Annotated in this window: 23 protein-coding genes, 1 tRNA gene and 1 pseudogene; 9 read left to right on the plus strand and 16 right to left on the minus strand. The window is 64.6% G+C overall.

What is annotated here, in order from left to right:
• The 4 genes from QM712_RS12240 to QM712_RS12255 form a co-directional block, all read right to left on the minus strand.
• Positions 1 to 228 (minus strand): hypothetical protein, encoded by a 228-nt coding sequence (locus QM712_RS12240; RefSeq protein ID WP_415023351.1) that lies wholly within the window; start codon positions 226 to 228, stop codon positions 1 to 3.
• A complete protein-coding gene (locus tag QM712_RS12245) occupies positions 225 to 1304 on the minus strand; it encodes a DnaA N-terminal domain-containing protein (RefSeq protein WP_415023352.1) in 1080 nt (359 codons plus the stop codon). The genes QM712_RS12240 and QM712_RS12245 overlap by 4 nt, the downstream gene beginning before the upstream one ends.
• A 217-nt stretch (positions 1305 to 1521) precedes the next feature.
• The gene (locus QM712_RS12250; RefSeq protein WP_415023353.1) at positions 1522 to 2022 is read right to left on the minus strand and encodes a hypothetical protein; all 501 of its coding nucleotides are present in this window, start codon (positions 2020 to 2022) and stop codon (positions 1522 to 1524) included.
• 315 nt (positions 2023 to 2337) lie between these two features.
• Entirely contained in the window at positions 2338 to 2556 is a 219-nt protein-coding gene (locus QM712_RS12255; RefSeq protein WP_415023354.1) for a hypothetical protein, read from the minus strand.
• Positions 2557 to 2685: 129 nt separating this feature from the next.
• On the opposite strand from QM712_RS12255, the gene QM712_RS12260 reads away from it, so the two are divergent.
• The gene (locus tag QM712_RS12260) at positions 2686 to 3069 is read left to right on the plus strand and encodes a hypothetical protein (RefSeq protein ID WP_415023355.1); all 384 of its coding nucleotides are present in this window, start codon (positions 2686 to 2688) and stop codon (positions 3067 to 3069) included.
• Entirely contained in the window at positions 3005 to 3409 is a 405-nt protein-coding gene (locus QM712_RS12265; protein WP_415023356.1) for a hypothetical protein, read from the plus strand. The genes QM712_RS12260 and QM712_RS12265 overlap by 65 nt, the downstream gene beginning before the upstream one ends.
• A 77-nt stretch (positions 3410 to 3486) precedes the next feature.
• Here QM712_RS12265 and QM712_RS12270 read toward each other — a convergent pair whose 3' ends face one another.
• Positions 3487 to 3684: a hypothetical protein gene (locus QM712_RS12270; protein ID WP_415023357.1), complete on the minus strand. Its 198-nt coding sequence runs from the start codon at positions 3682 to 3684 to the stop codon at positions 3487 to 3489.
• Positions 3685 to 3740: 56 nt separating this feature from the next.
• Between QM712_RS12270 and QM712_RS12275 the strand changes: the two genes are divergently transcribed.
• Positions 3741 to 4175 carry a hypothetical protein gene (locus QM712_RS12275; RefSeq protein ID WP_415023358.1) on the plus strand — a complete coding sequence of 145 codons (435 nt, stop codon included), beginning with the start codon at positions 3741 to 3743 and terminating at the stop codon, positions 4173 to 4175.
• 509 nt (positions 4176 to 4684) lie between these two features.
• Positions 4685 to 5158: a hypothetical protein gene (locus QM712_RS12280; protein WP_415023359.1), complete on the plus strand. Its 474-nt coding sequence runs from the start codon at positions 4685 to 4687 to the stop codon at positions 5156 to 5158.
• A gap of 2 nt (positions 5159 to 5160) precedes the next feature.
• On the opposite strand, the gene QM712_RS12285 is transcribed toward QM712_RS12280, so the two are convergent.
• Complete coding sequence (locus QM712_RS12285) at positions 5161 to 5640, minus strand: hypothetical protein (RefSeq protein ID WP_415023360.1); 480 nt, start codon at positions 5638 to 5640, stop codon at positions 5161 to 5163.
• 101 nt (positions 5641 to 5741) lie between these two features.
• Here QM712_RS12285 and QM712_RS12290 point away from each other — a divergent pair, with 101 nt between their 5' ends.
• The 4 genes from QM712_RS12290 to QM712_RS12305 all read left to right on the plus strand — a co-directional run bounded on the left by QM712_RS12290 (position 5742) and on the right by QM712_RS12305 (position 6620).
• A complete protein-coding gene (locus tag QM712_RS12290) occupies positions 5742 to 6056 on the plus strand; it encodes a host nuclease inhibitor protein (protein ID WP_415023361.1) in 315 nt (104 codons plus the stop codon).
• The gene (locus QM712_RS12295; protein ID WP_415023362.1) at positions 6053 to 6256 is read left to right on the plus strand and encodes a hypothetical protein; all 204 of its coding nucleotides are present in this window, start codon (positions 6053 to 6055) and stop codon (positions 6254 to 6256) included. The genes QM712_RS12290 and QM712_RS12295 overlap by 4 nt, the downstream gene beginning before the upstream one ends.
• Positions 6249 to 6536, plus strand: a complete 288-nt coding sequence (locus QM712_RS12300; protein ID WP_415023363.1) for a hypothetical protein — start codon at positions 6249 to 6251, stop codon at positions 6534 to 6536. The genes QM712_RS12295 and QM712_RS12300 overlap by 8 nt, the downstream gene beginning before the upstream one ends.
• 8 nt (positions 6537 to 6544) lie before the next feature.
• A tRNA-Gly gene (locus tag QM712_RS12305) sits at positions 6545 to 6620 on the plus strand.
• A gap of 159 nt (positions 6621 to 6779) precedes the next feature.
• Here the strand turns inward: QM712_RS12305 and QM712_RS12310 are convergent.
• The gene (locus tag QM712_RS12310) at positions 6780 to 7526 is read right to left on the minus strand and encodes a hypothetical protein (protein ID WP_415023364.1); all 747 of its coding nucleotides are present in this window, start codon (positions 7524 to 7526) and stop codon (positions 6780 to 6782) included.
• On the opposite strand from QM712_RS12310, the gene QM712_RS12315 reads away from it, so the two are divergent.
• Positions 7526 to 8680 carry a tyrosine-type recombinase/integrase gene (locus QM712_RS12315; RefSeq protein ID WP_415023365.1) on the plus strand — a complete coding sequence of 385 codons (1155 nt, stop codon included), beginning with the start codon at positions 7526 to 7528 and terminating at the stop codon, positions 8678 to 8680. The two genes, QM712_RS12310 and QM712_RS12315, sit on opposite strands and share 1 nt — an antisense overlap.
• A 636-nt stretch (positions 8681 to 9316) precedes the next feature.
• Here QM712_RS12315 and QM712_RS12320 read toward each other — a convergent pair.
• From QM712_RS12320 to QM712_RS12360, 9 genes and pseudogenes are all read right to left on the minus strand, one after another.
• Positions 9317 to 9583, minus strand: a complete 267-nt coding sequence (locus QM712_RS12320; protein ID WP_415023366.1) for a hypothetical protein — start codon at positions 9581 to 9583, stop codon at positions 9317 to 9319.
• Between the two features lie 1256 nt (positions 9584 to 10839).
• Entirely contained in the window at positions 10840 to 11076 is a 237-nt protein-coding gene (locus tag QM712_RS12325; protein ID WP_415023367.1) for a hypothetical protein, read from the minus strand.
• A 26-nt stretch (positions 11077 to 11102) separates the two neighbouring features.
• Positions 11103 to 12581, minus strand: a complete 1479-nt coding sequence (gatB, locus tag QM712_RS12330) for an Asp-tRNA(Asn)/Glu-tRNA(Gln) amidotransferase subunit GatB (protein ID WP_415023368.1) — start codon at positions 12579 to 12581, stop codon at positions 11103 to 11105.
• Positions 12578 to 12880 carry a hypothetical protein gene (locus tag QM712_RS12335; protein WP_415023369.1) on the minus strand — a complete coding sequence of 101 codons (303 nt, stop codon included), beginning with the start codon at positions 12878 to 12880 and terminating at the stop codon, positions 12578 to 12580. The genes gatB and QM712_RS12335 overlap by 4 nt, the downstream gene beginning before the upstream one ends.
• Positions 12871 to 14346 (minus strand): Asp-tRNA(Asn)/Glu-tRNA(Gln) amidotransferase subunit GatA, encoded by a 1476-nt coding sequence (gatA, locus tag QM712_RS12340; RefSeq protein WP_415023370.1) that lies wholly within the window; start codon positions 14344 to 14346, stop codon positions 12871 to 12873. The genes QM712_RS12335 and gatA overlap by 10 nt, the downstream gene beginning before the upstream one ends.
• Positions 14343 to 14555 carry a hypothetical protein gene (locus QM712_RS12345; RefSeq protein ID WP_415023371.1) on the minus strand — a complete coding sequence of 71 codons (213 nt, stop codon included), beginning with the start codon at positions 14553 to 14555 and terminating at the stop codon, positions 14343 to 14345. The genes gatA and QM712_RS12345 overlap by 4 nt, the downstream gene beginning before the upstream one ends.
• Before the next feature lie 18 nt (positions 14556 to 14573).
• Positions 14574 to 14861, minus strand: a complete 288-nt coding sequence (gene gatC, locus QM712_RS12350; protein ID WP_415023372.1) for an Asp-tRNA(Asn)/Glu-tRNA(Gln) amidotransferase subunit GatC — start codon at positions 14859 to 14861, stop codon at positions 14574 to 14576.
• A 78-nt stretch (positions 14862 to 14939) separates the two neighbouring features.
• Positions 14940 to 16016: an NAD(P)H-dependent flavin oxidoreductase gene (locus QM712_RS12355; RefSeq protein WP_415023378.1), complete on the minus strand. Its 1077-nt coding sequence runs from the start codon at positions 16014 to 16016 to the stop codon at positions 14940 to 14942.
• Positions 16017 to 16034: 18 nt separating this feature from the next.
• Positions 16035 to 16447 (minus strand): annotated as a pseudogene (locus tag QM712_RS12360) (nitronate monooxygenase); the annotation flags it as partial.

Raw genomic sequence — 16447 nt, forward strand, 5'->3', positions numbered from 1 at the left:
TTAGCTCCGCTCCTTCGCCAGAGCGTCGGCGATCGCGGCGGTCTCAACCTTCAGGCGCCGCAGCTCGTCGAGGGCCCCGAGGATCGTCTGCTCGAGCGTTCCCATCTTGCAGTACAGTGCGCGCAGGCTTTCGATTTGATGGCCGATGCGCACGCGGCCGGCGAAGCTCTCCGCTTTCGCCGCGCCCAGAGGTGGCACCACAACGCCTTCGGTTTCGTGCTCGGTCATGATGCGCTCCGCTTCTTCAGACGGTCCTCGGGACCGAATTTGAGTTCGCCCTGATGGAACGACCGCGCGTCCTGCTTGACCTTGCTGCGGAAGCGATCGCCGCGCAGATCGAACCGGGCCGCGCTAACGATGATCTGTCGCAACGCGCCCGGATCGTTGCGGCAGCGTCCCATCCAGTCAGTGATTTCCTCGGCCGCGCGATCCTGTTTGACGCCGAGCTGGTCGGCGACGAGCCCGATGCCGATCTCGATCAACCAGCGCGCATCGGGATTTTCGTCGGCGCGACGAGGCGTCTCCTCGCCCGTCGCAGCCGCCTCGGCGCCGGCTTGGTGCTCGACAACGACGCGAAGCTGCACCAGCGACGGGCTTCCGACCCGCCAGGCCGCGAGCACGGCCTCGGCGAAGTTGTTCTGGATGTAGGATGCGACGAACCGGGACGGCGCCTGCAGTACGAGCTCGTCGGTGCCGATCGAGACCACGGCGACCTTGCCGAGCCAGCTCCGGAACACCGCATCGCCCAGCCTGCGCCTGAGCGCCACGCCGGGAATGCCGAGGTCGAACGATGGGCCGGCGGCGCCGTCAGGCGCAGCGCCGACGGCCCCTGCCGCCGCGCGCCCAGAAGTGTCGAGAGGAGTCCTAAGAGAAGTAGGGGGTCCTTTTTTGCACCTATCGGGTGACGCTTTTTGCACCTGTTCCGGACGGTTTTTGCACCTGTCGGCCTCCAATAGGTGCAAATTCTGCCCCTGTTGATCCTCCGATAGGTGCAAAATTTGCACCTTTGCGACGGGCTCGTAGATCGGGACGTAGCGGTTGCAACGGCCCCGTTTGACCACGGTGAAGTAGCCCCGTTCCTGGAGCGCTTTCACCGCCATTTTCACCGTGCGCGGCGACAGCCCGAGCTTCTCCTCGAGATGCTCGATCGACGGATAGGCGTCGCCGGTGTCGAAATCGACCTTGGCGAACAACTCGCCGCCCACGGCCCGGAACGAGGCCGAAAGCAGCGTGTCGCGCCGCACGCGGTCCATGGCAGCCAGGCGTTTGCGGTTGAAGTCCTTCAGAGCCTCCTCGCGGGTCATCGCGGTGCTCCGCTAAGATGGCGGCGCGCGCCCGATTCGCCGTCGAGGCGCGCGCCTGAAATCCCCACTGCCAAGACCAATGGAGATTTGTTCGATGAGCGTTTGGATGTTTGGCGACGACAAGGATCAGCCCCCTCCGCCGCCCCCGCGCGAGCCGCCTCCGGAGGACACAGACAACCGACGAACTCAGACGCCGCCGCCGGTCTTCCGGTAGCCTCTACCAGTTCGCCAAAATCGCGGCCGTGCCCACAAGCACGCCCGCGATCGGCGCGGCCACGCCTGCGATCTTGGCGGCGAGCATGTACCGTCCCTGCTTCCGATTGAGGTCGGAGTTCTGCTTCTCCTTGACCTGCAGATTGTCCAGATAGGCGAGATAGACTTCCTCCGCTTCGTGCCGGAGCGCCCAAATCCAGAAATTGGGAGTGCGGCCCGGAAGGTTGATGTTGCTGGGCCAGACCGCGATCATGCAGAGCACAGCGCCGACCGTCAGCGGCAGCGCGAAGCCCAATAGCCCGAAACCGAGCGGACGTGGCATCGTGCCTACGGTCGGCAGTAGGATTGCCGCTGCGCCGGAGAAAGCGCCGCCCGCAAGCGCGACATACAATTGCAGAAAGCCCAGCGACTGACGGTCGCTCGCAGCGATCAAATCGACTACCGCGGCGTGACGGCGACGAGCATCGTCGACCGCGAATTTCAGATCTTCTGGCGCGAGTGGCATCAAACATCCTCCGGCGCATGAGGATAGCAGACTTCCACCTTCCGGAAGCACGTGTCTTGGCTAGCGGCTCGCGCATTTCCTTAGCGCTCCCCGCAGAAGCGTCGGTGATGGTGGCTTGCGCGCGCGCGATCGTCGCGGACCTGGGGCGATCGCCGCCCGCCCACAGCGGGCGCCCGCGGTGCGAGACCTGAAGGGTGACGGCGTACCAGCCGGCGCCTGCGCGGCGTTGCCGCATCTGGAAGGTCTGGTAGGGCCGAAGCGGCTTCGAGCCGAAGGCTTCGACGACGAAAGCTGGTCGATCCGATGCCTCCGCCCTCACCGCCCGACCTCCGCAACGCGCATGTCGAAAGGCGGCGCGGTAAAGCTGGGCGTGTCGAGGTTGACGGACCAGGCGCGCGCGATCGCGTCCAAGCTCAAGGCCGCGGCGAACGCCAGGGCGACCCCGATCAGCCAGGTCGCACGATCGACCGGGTCGAGCCCCTCGAAATATTGGCGCAAGGCAGAGCGCCGCCAGTGATCGCGCAGGAGATTCATTGCGGCCTCAGCCACTTGGAGGGAAAGGGACGCAACGAAACGCAGGAAACAGCGCGGCCGGCCAGGCCTTGCGACTCGGCCGACCGCGCGCTCTCGTGGGTGTGTCTGAAGCACCTCACGGAGAACGGAATGAGACGGATCAAACTGGAAAACCCGACCAATCTGCGCATCACGGACCAGGGCGTGATCGAGATTGACGGCGAAATCGAAGCCGAACGGGCAACGATGGAGATGGATGCGAGAGGAGCCGCGACGATCATGGCAGCCCTCGCAACGGTCGCGCGGGTTCAAGCGAATATAACGAAGTCACCGCAGGATTTGACGGTGCTTCCCCTGCTGGACGCGGCCGTTGAAAGTCCCGAGACGCGGGACGGAGCTCATCTCGTTTTGAGATCGAGTAACGGACTTCAATTGACCTATCACGCTCCTCTCGACTTATTGACCGAAATTGGAGCGTTATTGGTGTCATCCGCAAACCGGATGCGCTCGGCGCCGCCGCGCATGCTTTCCTGACCCCGATGAAAAATGCGGCGCCAGCGGCCGCCCCGGCGAGCAGTTCGCCAAGCAGCCGGCGCCTGGTGAAGATCCCGCTCTCGCCCCCGCCTGTCCGGTCGATCTCCGCGATCCGCAGCCGCATGTCAGCGCGCAATCGCTCGAGGCCGCCCTCGCCCCCCGGATCCACCACGGTCATGCCATCGACAAGCTCGTCGAGCTCGGCCTGGTTCAATTCGAGGCGTTTCCCGCCGCGTTCGCGCAGAAGATTCATTGCGGCCTCAGCCACTTGGAGGGAAAGGGACGCGAACGCAACAAAACGCTAGAAACGCAGAAAAACTTATCCACAGGCCTTCTGTGACGTTGAAAGGCCTTGCAGCGGATTCGACTCTATGCGGAGCGGCGTGATGACTCCGCCCATGAACCACCGCGATTCAATCACGCCGCACTCAACTTGCGGGCGAGCACCCACAGCAGCGCCTCCTTATTGCGCGGGATTTCTTGCCGCCAAAGCGCGGCAGGTGCCGTGTAGCCTCGGGCAGCGAGCGCGCACATCATCGTTAGAAAGTAGCGCGGCGGAAACGCGCCATCAGCGCCCCATTGCCAGACACGCTTGTAGCTCTTGCCGGTCAGCAAGCAGACCTGCTCCTGCCCTAAGGCGGCGATCACTTCGGGGGCTGTGTTGAGCCGCCTTGGTCGATTCGATTCGGGATTCGGCATATCCCACGTTTATCTCGATTATCGAGAAAGGCAAATCGACGGAAATGCTTGATAGCCCCGAATCCGTGCCCGCGACACTTTCCCCACTTATGGGAAAGAAGGTTGAAGCCGCGCCTCGAGCGCAACGCGTCGAGGCGAACCCCGGGCAGGCGGAGCGCCTCAAAGGCCTGCGCGCAGCCTACGGCTACCAGACGAACGCCTCTTTCGCGGCGTTTCTCGGTCTTCCCGTAACCACCTACAATCCGGCGGAGAACGGCTCACGACTGTCGATTGATGTCGCCACGCGCATCGTGCAACGCATCCCCGGCATGACTTTGGATTACCTTTACTTCGGGAAACCGGACGCGCTGCCACTCGATGTACTGCGCCGGCTGGGCCTCATGGATCCTGGGAAGCGCACCAGTTGACCCTCTCGTGAGGGAGGCGGCGATAGAGGCGGCGAAAAACTCAGCCTCAACAGCTCCTCGATACAATCCACGACAAGCCACGCATCCGCCTCATCAGGCGGGATCTGCGCCGCGACCTGCATTGCCAAGCGCCAATGCCAGCCCTGCACCTCACCCTTAGTCACTCCAACGCTACTCCACTCGCGCATTTTCTTGGTTTTAGACGATCAAGAATTGCTCGGATTTTTCGAACTGAATAGCGGGAGCGCTCCGCAACCTTAATCGAACACCTTGTGATCCCGATTTTCGGGACAAATATTCTTGACCTTCCCGATTTTCGGGATAGGGTTGACCCGTCCGATCGGTTGAGTCGGGCGGCCGGCGATCTGGTGAGAGCTGGTCACATTCGTCCGAGACTTGGCCGGTGACTTCGTTCGCGTTCGGCCACACGCGCGGGTCGGTCCCAGCAGCCCTGGGTTCGATCCGGAAAACCGGCCCGCGCGTCTTTTCAAACCGCATGAGGGGTAGCCATGCGACAGGTCCCGACCATCGACGACATTCGCGCGCTCGATCGAGAGCGGCGCCGCGAGGCCTTCAAGACGCTTCGTTATGAAGAGCGTCGCGCGCTCGCGCTCGGTCATTGCGGCAATGAGGATGCCGCATTTCCGGAACCTTTGGCGCGGTATCTCGAGGTCGACCGAACCGGCGATGTCTCCTTCGACTACGCCGGCGCCGTCGGCGCTCTGCGCTTCCGCCTGGAGCACATTTGCTCTTTGCTCCGACCCGCGCTGACGGGACGCCGCTCCAAGGATCGGGCAAGGGCGGTCAGGGATGCATCATCCTTCGCCGAAACGGCGCAGGCCGAGCATGAGATGGTGAGCCTCCAGTGGAGCGCTCACCTCGACGCCATTCGGGCACGCCGCGAGCTACGCGACCGCGCGGAAGCAGGCGCGCACTCCGCTGGCCCCGAACTCGTGCCTGCACCCCTCGAGGTGCAGTCGTGAGCTCACTGAAGTGGCTTGTAAACCCGGTATTTTCGCTCGCGGTTGAGCAACGCGGCCAGTCCGAAGAACGTGTTGCCGCCGATCCAGATCAGTGCGGCCACAGCCTGTTGCGGCGCGCTGGCTGCTGCGAGGAACACGAGTGCTGCGATGATCCAATTCAGGATCATCAGCGCGACGCAGAAGCCGCCGAAGCCATTGAGGCTACTCGTTTCGGTCATCTCAGCGATCATGCGGTCGCGCAGTGTCGGAGCATGCGGCGGCGGCACGGGGGGCGGCGGCTGCGGTGGCGCGGGGCCGAGCGGCGCCGCTTCGTCCAAGGCTTGCAGCACGGGATCAGGCACTGTTTTGCGCCGAGATGCGGCGACGAGAAGCGCCACCAGGAAGAGCAGAACGCCGCCTCCCATGATGCCGTAGACCACGGTCGGATCCAGTCCGCTGAGATAGTCGCCGATCAGCCGGGCCGTTTTCTCAAAGTCGCTCATTACCCATTCCCCCCACGGGAACGCTACCACCTGCGGTCGAACCCGGCCAATTGCGTCTTCGTAGAAGTTGAGGACTTTTCCGCACCTTTCGAGGTGCAGCGATGAGCCGCACCGTCCGCGCCTACTGCTTTGCCAGCGGCCAGATCGAATTCGGCCTGCGCGTGCCCGACGGCGCCCTCGTGATCGCGCGCGGTCCGGAGGCCGAGCTGCGCGAATATATCGCCGGCGTCGCGCGCCACGGCTATCGCACGCGCCTGCAGGGCGGCCGCCCGATCAAGATCGAGGGCAGCGATACGCTGCTGGTCCCCGGTCTGCCAGAGGCGCCGAACCAGATCGTCGCGAAATCCCGCCTCGAGCACTGGCTCAAGCTGATCGATATCAAGGCGCCGAAGGGCGTTCGGGTGCTGCCACGATGACCGCGCGCATCATCCGATTTCCTGAGATCTATCCCGCGCACACGCCGCGCGAGGCACCCGGCGCGGTGCTGATCCTGCCGGTGGTCCGCGTCGATCGCGAATCCCCAACGAACGACGGGCCTCGACGAGTCCGGCCGGACTTCGTCACCACCGCTTTTCCCCTGATCGACGGCAGCCTGACGCGGGGTCTCGATGAGTGAAATGCACATTGTGGCGCCCAAAGTGGCCGCCAAGCTGATCCGGCCTGGCGCCGTGAAGACGGTGCGCATCCTTTTCCAGGCGAGAGGTGGTCGCGTCGCGCTGCTCACCGCGCCGAAGTCGCAGGTGCAATGGATGCTGCGCCAGTTGCCCGATGACGCTGAGATCTTGGTCGAGATCATGAAGGGCTTGCAGACCGCGACGATTGCGGGCGCAATCGCGCATCCCCTGCGCTCCGGGGAGGTCTCGGAAGCCGCCAGCATCGTGAGGCGGATGTCATGACCATTTCTGCGGGGATAGCTCAAGAGAGAGCGCCGGCGCTACCCACGCCGGAGGTGAAGGTATCGAATCCTCTTCCCCGCTCCACCGCTTTCGATGGCGATGCCTGGGAGCTCGGCCGCCTCGACGCTGCCGGCGGTCGCCCCCTCCGCGTCGGACCCAGCGAGATCCTGGCTCGGATCTTCGACGGCGATCGCGATGTCCTCTCCTACCTGGTCGGCTACCGGGCGGGCGAGCTTGATCGTCTCAATGGGAGGAGCGCATGCGCTGCGACGCCGTCGACGATCTGATCATGCGCCCGCGCACCGCGGGAATGGCCTGCAGCGTCTGCGGCTGCACCGACGACAATGCCTGTCCGGGCCCTTGCTGCTGGGTCGCGCTGGATCCGCCGCTTTGCTCGGCATGCGAGGATGATGCCGACGAAATTCCGCCTCCGGCGCGAACCTCCGGCCTGGTCGGCGTCCAAACCTGCAGAGCCTCCTCGCCGCCGGCAGCGTGCGTTCTGCTCTTTGTCGACGACGTCTCGGGGTACTGCGCGCGCTGCAAGATGGGGTTCATCCTGTGATGACGCCGGCCGCAAAAATCACCCAGGTCGGCCTTCAGGTCCGCTTCATCGAGATGTGCCGCGTCTCGGCCGCGGCGATCGAGATGAAGCTCTGCCGCTGTCCGCCGGCGAACGCCGAGCAGCTCCACCGGGTGCGCCGGAAGTTGCTCAGCGCCGCCGCCCGGCTCGAAGGCCGAGCGTCGGAGGGCCGGCCCGCGACCCCCGCAGGGCGGACGGGAGGCTGTGCATAAATGGACCTCCAGCAGTTCCTCCGCGAGCACGAGCGAGTCAACATGAACGTGGCGCTGCCGCTGATCGGCAAAGACGTCCGCGTCGTCCAGCAGATGTGCGAGGCCGGGGAAATTCCCGGTGTCGTCAAGATCCGCGGCCAGTGGACCTTCAACCTGATGAAGCTCACCGGCTGGATCGGCGAGCTCGAGAGGCAACAATGCGCAACGCGAAAGGCGGCCGGAGGCGCAAAGCCCCGCCCAATACGGAATGGCACGGTGACATCCTCTACGGTCGAAAGAGGATCAAGGGTAAGCTCAAGCGGTGGTCGCTACGAACAGGCGATGTTGAGATTGGGCGCGAGCGGGTCAAGGAAGACATCGCGCGCCTGATGGCGCAGACCTACTATGGCGATGACCGGGTTCTCTGGACCGACGCCGTGGCTTCCTGGGCCGAGACCCACATCACCCACGAGGTCGGAGCGTCCACGGCGACCCGCTACGCCGTCTCTCTCCGTCAGATGGAACCGTGGCTGATCGAGAAGTACGTCGACGAGGTCGACAAGGAGCTGGTCAAGAACATCGTCCTCGGCCGCCGCGCGGCTGGCGTCACGACCGCCACCATCCGCCGCGACCTATCGGCCGGCTCCAGCGTGATGGAATTCCTGGAAACCGACGAGAACCCGTTCCTGGCCCGCCTGAAGCGCCTCAAGGAGCGTCGGGACCCGATCGTCCTCCCGGAGCTGGAGCACGTCCAGCGAATCGTCCAGCGGGCGTCCGGACGCATTCCGGCGCTGACCGAGGCCGCGGTGAAGACCGGTTGCCGCCAGGCCGAGCTCGTGACGGCCCTCAGGAGCCGCCTGGATCACCCCAGGCGCCAGCTGACGGTCGTGGGCAAGGGAAACAAGCTGCGAGTGATCGACGTGGACTACGAGGGCGCGTACGAGCTCCTCCGGGCGATCCCGGCGAAGCTCGGCTGCCGCTGGCTCTTCTGGCACGGCCAGGGCGATCCGTACCGCAACCTCTCCAGCAACTTTGCCGCCCTGGTTCGGGCGGAGTTCGTGCGGGCGTATGACGCCTTCCACGGGACCGACGCAAAGACCCGGCCGAACGTCGATGAGCTGCTCGAGCAGGAGGGCGGTCCGGACTGGCCTGACATCGGCTTTCGAACCTTCACGTTCCACGATCTCCGGCACCTCCACGCCGTTCGCTGGCTGAAGAGCGGCCGCTCGATCTATGACCTCAAGGAACGGCTCGGCCACGCCTCGATCAAGACGACCGAGATCTATCTCAAATTCCTGACGCCCGAGGAGGCCCGGATCGCCAAGTTTGGCCTTCGTCCCGCCGAGATCGACACCAAGGCGGTGACGGCATGATGCGCCAAGAGTCCCTAAAGGAGTCCCATTGGAGCGGGATTGCTTGCTTAGCGGGCTTGGAAATTGCGCGAGGAGTCAACGCGCTACACGGAATTGAGGCAGGAGTCCCGGTTGATCAGCAGCTCGGTTTAGCAAACCGCCGCCTTCAGCCACTCGGCCACGTCTCCAATATGCGCGGTATGCCCGACACAGCGGCGGGCCGCAAGCGGCAGAATCGCGGTCGGCGCGTTCTTTCACCTGAAAGCGGATATGGGCCGGCCGGAAACGCCTGGGGCCGAGGATCCCGGGTCCGCGCACGGCGCCGATTCGCGTCTCTCTTATATATGTGTGTCCGCAGTTCGTGGCTGGATCGCCGGATTCGCCAATCTAAGGCGACAGCAACACCGGCTCGTCCGCCCAGACGAGACCCCTACTCCGGAGCTGCGGCGGCATGGAGAGCTCAAGGGCAGGAATGCCCGTCTCGTCGAACCGTCACAGTTCCAGACCGCATCCGTCAGGCGCGATCCGAATCGACAGCCATGGGTCGTGATCGTCGAAGACGCTCATGCCGCGCCGGTCCAGGCGGCGGCACGCGGAGCGATCTTGATCGAGCGCGATCAGGTCGGCGGTGACAAACCTTGGTGTGCGCGTCCCGGCTCAGTGAGCGGAAACCCACGCCCTCGCCTCGCGCTGCGCGGCCGAGATCTCGGCATCCGACATCTGCCCGGCGACTTCCTGGCGCAACGCCACGGCGTCCTTGCGGCCCTTCATCGCGGCGAGATTGAACCATTTGTGCGCGGCGACGAGGTCGACGAGGCCCGAACGGCCGCTCGCCCAATAGACCCCGCGCTCGAACAGCACGTCCGACAGCGCGCTCGCATCGATCGGCGTCGCGGTCTCCAGATCGAAAGTACCCTGAAACATAACGCATCCCCTTTTTTCTTTTGCCGGCTCGTCCCCCGAGCGCGGCTCCCGTCCAACTCTGGTTTGCGCATGATTTCCCCGGAAAGCCGGAAACCTGTCTCCGGGATCACGCGCCGTTCAACTCATCCCAACGCCGTTTGCCGGCTTGTTGAGGCGATGATGGCGGGCAAATTTGAATGGCAGTTTAAGTATCGCGATGAAGGGGCCGTAAACGCCGCCGCACGAGGCGCGTGCGGGAAACGCGAAAAGTCCCTGATTGGCGGGCACTTCTGCGATTCGTCAGATTTGGTTTACTGTGGGATTTTCGGACAACGATAACCATCGCGCACGGCCGCGATCGCGTGGTGCGGGCGATGGCGCGAGCCGCTTCGCGGGAAGGCCCGCATGGGCGCCATCGCGTGGGATCCCCTCCGGCGCCGGATCGGATGCCCTGAAAGACCGGACCTGGCTCGCACCGGATGCGTGCGCATCGCCGGGAACCGGCATGGCCGTGGACGCCGGTCACGTCATGCCCTCGCCTGCCCTGGCGCAGCGCGGTCACCGTCGGATCAGAAATATCGGGAAAGGAATGCCGGCAATACCCCGGCCTCAGGGAACGAGGGCGTCGGCGAACACGTCAGGACCAGATTCCACTTCGGCCGCGAAGCCACTCGTGAAATTGCAGAACCGGAGACCGGCCCCGCACCGAACGAAGAAAACTTGTTTCTTCTGCCGGACCTGACCTTGGCGAGCGAACCCGCCAAGATGAACGATCCGACCGTTGACCTGATGTCTCGCCGACACCCTCTATCGTCGACCAGAACCTTTTGAGAGGCGCTGATGACGTGCCGGCTTCTTAGGAGCCGGCAACTTCAGTAGCGAAGTTACTTCTTCTTCTTCGCGACCTTGCGGGTCTTCTTCGCAGTCTTCTTCACTGCGCTCTTCGCCTTCTTCGCCTTCTTCGCTTTCTTGGCCATGTTGCCCTCCGATGTGTGAGATGGCTTTAATCGCTGCGTGCACTCGGGGATCGAATGCACTCATCCCGAATACACCAACACGACGAAAAAAACAGCGTCTCGCTTAAAGAAGTGTTGACGCAGCAACGCGCCTGCGCTTGGCGGACGCGAGGCAAGCGTGCTTCGCGGCGTGTGCCTGCACATGTGGAGAGCGCTCGCATCAACGACGTTCGCGACGGATGCGATTGCGGGAAAACACTATGCAGCAAGTATTTTTCTGCACGCATGCATGACGCGCGATCGAAGCGATGACGCGCCTCGTCAGTCGCGCGACCACCCCGCAAATGCGTTTCGCGGACTCTGAGTCGCGACTTTTGGCAACGAAAATATTTTCATGCTTAACGGCGCGAACGCTCGTCGGAGCGTGTTCAAGCCGCCGTTTTGCGCGAATCGCGTGACGGCGATTCGGTGGCGCTGCGCGCCTTCGAGCGGATGAAGTTTGACGACGACGCGCGCGAGCGTCTCGTCACGAACCGAAAGCGAGGTGACGGAGTGCATCCGATCACCTCGCGCGACATTCGATGTCAGACGCCGAGCTTGGACTTCAGGAGATCGTTGACGCTCTGCGGGTTGGCCTTGCCGCCCGACGCCTTCATCACCTGGCCGACGAACCAGCCGAGCGACTGCGGCTTGTCCTTCACCTGCGCGGCTTTGTCCGGATTGGCCGCGATGATGTCGTCGACCACCTTCTCGATCGCCGAGAGGTCGGTCACCTGCTTCATGCCGCGGCTTTCGACGAGCGCGCGCGGATCGCCGCCTTCCTGCCACACGATCTCGAACAGATCCTTCGCGATTTTGCCGGAGATCGTTCCCTCGCCGATCAGATCGACGATCGCGGCGAGCTGGTCGGACGACACGGGAGAGCCCGAGATGTCGCCTCCCTCCTTGTTGAGACGGCCGAACAGCTCGTTGATCACCCAGTTCGCCGCCATCTTGCCGTCGCGGGCGCGATTGCCGAGCTTGTCGAGCACGGTTTCGTAGAACACCGCGCTCTCGCGCTCGGCGACCAGCACGTTCGCGTCATAGGCAGACAGGCCGAAATCAGCGACGAAGCGCGTCTTCTTCTGGTCCGGGAGCTCCGGCAGCTCCGCTTTCAGCCCGTCGACGAACGCCTGGGTGAATTCGAGCGGCAACAGATCCGGATCGGGGAAGTAGCGGTAGTCGTGCGCCTCTTCCTTGGAGCGCATCGAGCGTGTCTCGCCCTTGTTGGGATCGTAGAGACGGGTCTCCTGGTCGATCTGGCCGCCGTCCTCGAGAATCTCGATCTGGCGCCGCGCCTCGTACTCGATCGCCTGGCCGATGAAATTGATCGAGTTCATGTTCTTGATCTCGCAGCGGGTGCCGAGCGGGGCGCCGGGCTTCCGCACCGAGACGTTGACGTCGGCGCGCAGGCTTCCCTTTTCCATGTCGCCGTCGCAGGTGCCGAGATAGCGCAGGATCGAGCGCAGCTTGGTCACATAGGCCTTGGCCTGTTCGGCGTCGCGGATGTCGGGCTTGGAGACGATCTCCATCAGCGCCACGCCGCAGCGGTTCAGGTCGACGAAGGACATGGACGGCGACTGGTCGTGCAGCAGCTTGCCGGCATCCTGTTCCAGGTGCAGGCGCTCGATGCCGATCGTGGCCGTCTTACCGCCGTCCAGTTCGACGACAACCTCGCCCTCGCCGACGATCGGCGACTTGTACTGGCTGATCTGGTAGCCCTGCGGCGAGTCCGGATAGAAATAGTTCTTGCGGTCGAACACGGAGCGCAGATTGATCTGCGCGTTGAGACCGAGCCCGGTCCGGACAGCCTGCCTGACGCATTCCTCGTTGATCACAGGCAGCATGCCCGGCATCGCGGCGTCCACCAGCGATACGTGGCTGTTCGGCTCGCCGCCGAACGTGGTCGAGGCGCCCGAGAACAGCTTCGAGTTCGACGTCACCTGGGCGTGGACCTCCATGCCGATGACCATCTCCCAGTCACCGGTGGCGCCCTTGAGAAGCTTGTGCGTGGCCGTGCTCATGTCTTGCTCCCGAGCAGCGTGGCAGCGATCCGCTCCCACTCCGCCTCCAATGATTCCTTCGCCACCGGCTGGCCGGCCTGGCGGTACCAGTAGCCGGCATTGCCGAGATCGCCTTCGACGCGGTGCAGATAGGCATGCACCCAGGCAGCGTCGCGGCTGTTGTCGTCCTGAACGATCCGGTGCGCCTGATCCCAGTCGCCCTTGCCGGCCCACCACAGACCGGTGAGCGGCGCGTTCAGGTCCGGCGCGGGCGCCGCGCCGCCGAGGCTTGCGATGAACGCCGCCACATTCACCACCACCTCTCGGGCGTGAAGCGGCCGGCGGCCTGCTCGATCACCTCGCCGAGCGAGAACAGCGTCTCCTCGTCGAAGGGACGACCGATCAATTGCAGGCCGAGCGGCAGGCCCTGCGTGTCCTTGCCGGCGGGCACGGCGATGCCGGGCAGGCCGGCCATGTTCACGGTGACCGTGAAGATGTCGTTGAGATACATCTCGACCGGGTCCGCACCGCCCTTCTCGCCGATGCCGAAGGCGGCTGACGGCGTCGCCGGCGTCAGGATCGCGTTGACGCCCTTGGCGAAGCAATCCTCGAAATCCTTCTTGATCAGCGTGCGCACCTTCTGGGCGCGCAGGTAATAGGCGTCGTAATATCCGGCCGAGAGCACATAGGTGCCGATCATGACGCGGCGGCGCACCTCGGCTCCGAAACCTTCGGCGCGGGTGTTCTCGTACAGCTCGATGATGTTCCTGCCCTGCTCGCGCAGGCCGTAGCGGACGCCGTCATAGCGCGCGAGGTTCGAGGACGCTTCCGCCGGCGCCACGATGTAATAGGCCGGCAGCGCGTATTTCGTGTGCGGCAGCGATACTTCGACCAGCTCGGCGCCGGCCGCCTTCAGCCAGGCCGCGCCTTCGCTCCAGAGTTTTTCGATCTCGGCCGGCATGCCGTCGAGGCGATACTCCTTGGGGATGCCGATCTTGATGCCCTTCACGGACTTGCCGATCGCGGCCTCGTAATCCGGCACGGGAATGTCGACCGAGGTCGTGTCCTTCGGATCGTGGCCGGCCATCGAGCGCAGCAGCATCGCCGCATCGCGCGTGCTGCGCGCGATCGGACCGGCCTGGTCCAGCGAGGATGCGAAGGCGACGATGCCCCAGCGCGAGCAGCGGCCATAGGTCGGCTTGATGCCGACGGTGGCGGTGAACGCGGCCGGCTGGCGGATCGAGCCGCCGGTATCGGTCGCGGTCGCGCCCATGCAGAGCAGCGCGGCCACGGCCGAGGCCGAGCCGCCGGACGAGCCACCCGGCACCAGCGTCGTGTTGCTGCCGTCGCGCCGCCAGGGATTGCCGACGGGACCGAAGCACGAGGTCTCGTTCGCCGAGCCCATCGCGAACTCGTCATTGTTGAGCTTGCCGAGCATCACGGCGCCGTCGCGCCAGAGCTGCGAGGTGACGGTCGACTCGTAGGTCGGCACGAAATTGCCGAGGATCTTCGAGCACGCCGTGGTGCGCGTGCCCTTTGTGGCGAACAGATCCTTGATGCCGAGCGGGATGCCGGCGAGCGGGCCGGCGTCCCCCTTGGCGATGCGGGCGTCGGCCTCGCGCGCCATCGCGCGCGCCTGGTCGGGCGTCTCCATCACGAAGGCGTTGAGCACGCGCGCGGCTTCGATCGCGGACAGATGCGCGTCGGTCAGTTCGAGTGACGTGAATGTCTTGGCCGCCAGACCCTTGCGGGCCTCGGCGAGCGTCAGCGATGTCAAATCGGTCATTTATTGATCGGGCTGCAGAAGAACGGAGACAGGGTCTTGTCGTTGGCCGGGTCGTCTTTCTTGGCGGTCGCATTCGCGGCGGCCTCGAGTTCGTCGAGCACGGCATTGACGGCGACATTGGGATCGGCGGCCTTGCCCTGCCGCTCCATCTTGTCGAGGTAGTTCATGTAGGCCTGGTAGGCCTTCTCATCGTCGCAAAGCATGCACATCGGACCACGTCCCAGGAGTTACTCGACGACCTTGGGCACAAGGAAGAAGTGCCCTTCGGTCGCAGGCGCGTTGGCAACGATATCGTCGGCGATCTCGCCGTCATTGACCACGTCCAGCCGCTTCTTCATCTGCATCGGGGTGACCGAGGTCATGGGCTCCACGCCCTCGACATCGACCTCGGAAAGTTGCTCGACAAAGGCGAGCATGGCGTTGAGCTCGCCTTGCAGATGCGGAACTTCGTCCTCGGAAACCGCGATGCGCGCCAGATGCGCGATGCGGCGGACGGTAGCGGCGTCGACGGACATTATATATGGCCTCTCCCGGCAAAACCTAAATGCCGTATAGCAGAGGCCGGTTTTGCGCCGCAACCGGCGCCGGGAGCCCTAGTTGGCCAGCGCCTTGAGGCGGGCCAGCGCCGATCTGGCCAGATCGCGGGTCAATTCGGCCGAGGGGACCTCGCGGCCCAGGGCGATCGCCTGGCCGGCCCACAGATTGGTGAAATCCACCCTGCCCTGCTTTTCGGCAGCCGCCTTCAGCGGTGCAAGGGCCGTCGCGGCAGGAGGGAAAGCCGGCGCATCCGGCGAAACCGGGCCGACCTCGCGCATCAGGTGGTTCTGGACCCCGCGCGCCGGACGGCCGGTCATCACGTTGGTGATGACGGTGGAATCGTCGCGCGCCTCGGCAAGCGCCTTGCGGCCGCCGGGCGTGACCTTGGATTCGGGGCAGCGCAGATACGCGCTGCCGATCTGCACGCCGGAGGCGCCGAGCGCGAACGCGGCGGCAATGCCACGCCCGTCGGCGATGCCGCCGCAGGCGATCACCGGCACCTTCACGGCATCGACGACCTGCGGCACCAGAGCGAAGGTGCCGGGCTGCTCCGCGATCCTGTCGGTCAGGAACATGGCGCGATGTCCACCCGCCTCGGCGCCCTGCGCAATGACCACATCGACGCCGCGCTCTTCCAGCCACACCGCTTCCTTCACGGTGGTGGCCGACGAGATGACGATGCAGCCGGCGGCCTTGACGCGCTCGAGCAGTGCCGGCTCCGGCAGACCGAAATGGAAGCTCACGACCTCCGGCTTGAGGTCCTCGACGACTTCACAGAACGCCGAATCGAACGGGGCGCGGTTCGCCGCGTCGATCGGCGCCGCCGGATCGAGACCATGTTCGGTGTAATAGCCGGCCAGTCGCGCCTTCCAGCGCGCTTCCGATGCTGCATCCAGGTCGACCGGCGTGTGGCAGAAGAAGTTCATGTTGACCGGCGCCTTCACGCGCTGGCGGATGAGGTTGACCTGCTCGCGTGCCTTCTCCGCGGAGAGCATCGCGCTCGGCAGCGAGCCCAGCGCCCCGCCTTGCGCAGCCGCGATCACCAGTTCGGCATCCATCACGCCGGCCATCGGCGCCAGCACGATCGGGAATTCGGTCTTGAAGAGGTCGATCAGTCGACGGTCAGGCCACATCATGTTTCTCTTTTTACTTCAGGTCGAAGACGCGATGGAGTTGCGCCGACCGTCGAGATGCTGCTCCGCCTCTGCTGCAATCCGTTCGACGATCTCGGCAGCCGGTGGAATATCATGGATCAGGCCGACCGCCTCGCCCGCGATCACGGCGGCGACATCGAAATTGCCGGCCGCCTTCGCATCCGCATAGTCGGCGGCGACTGCAGCGACATTCTGCATCAACTCGATCTCGCGACCGATCCAGCGCCTGGCGTGGTCGTTGACCAGGCAGCGTCCCGTGAACGGAGCCGGCCACACGTTGTTGCGGGAGAGATCGAAGATGATGCCACGCACGGTCGAGCCGCTGTTCGCCGCGCAGATGCGCCGTTTGGCCTCGTCGGCGCCATCGGCCTCCTGGCTCGCATAGAAGCGCGTGCCGAGCAGGACACCGG

Source organism: Bradyrhizobium sp. (assembly GCF_047605465.1).
Taxonomy (GTDB): domain Bacteria; phylum Pseudomonadota; class Alphaproteobacteria; order Rhizobiales; family Xanthobacteraceae; genus Bradyrhizobium.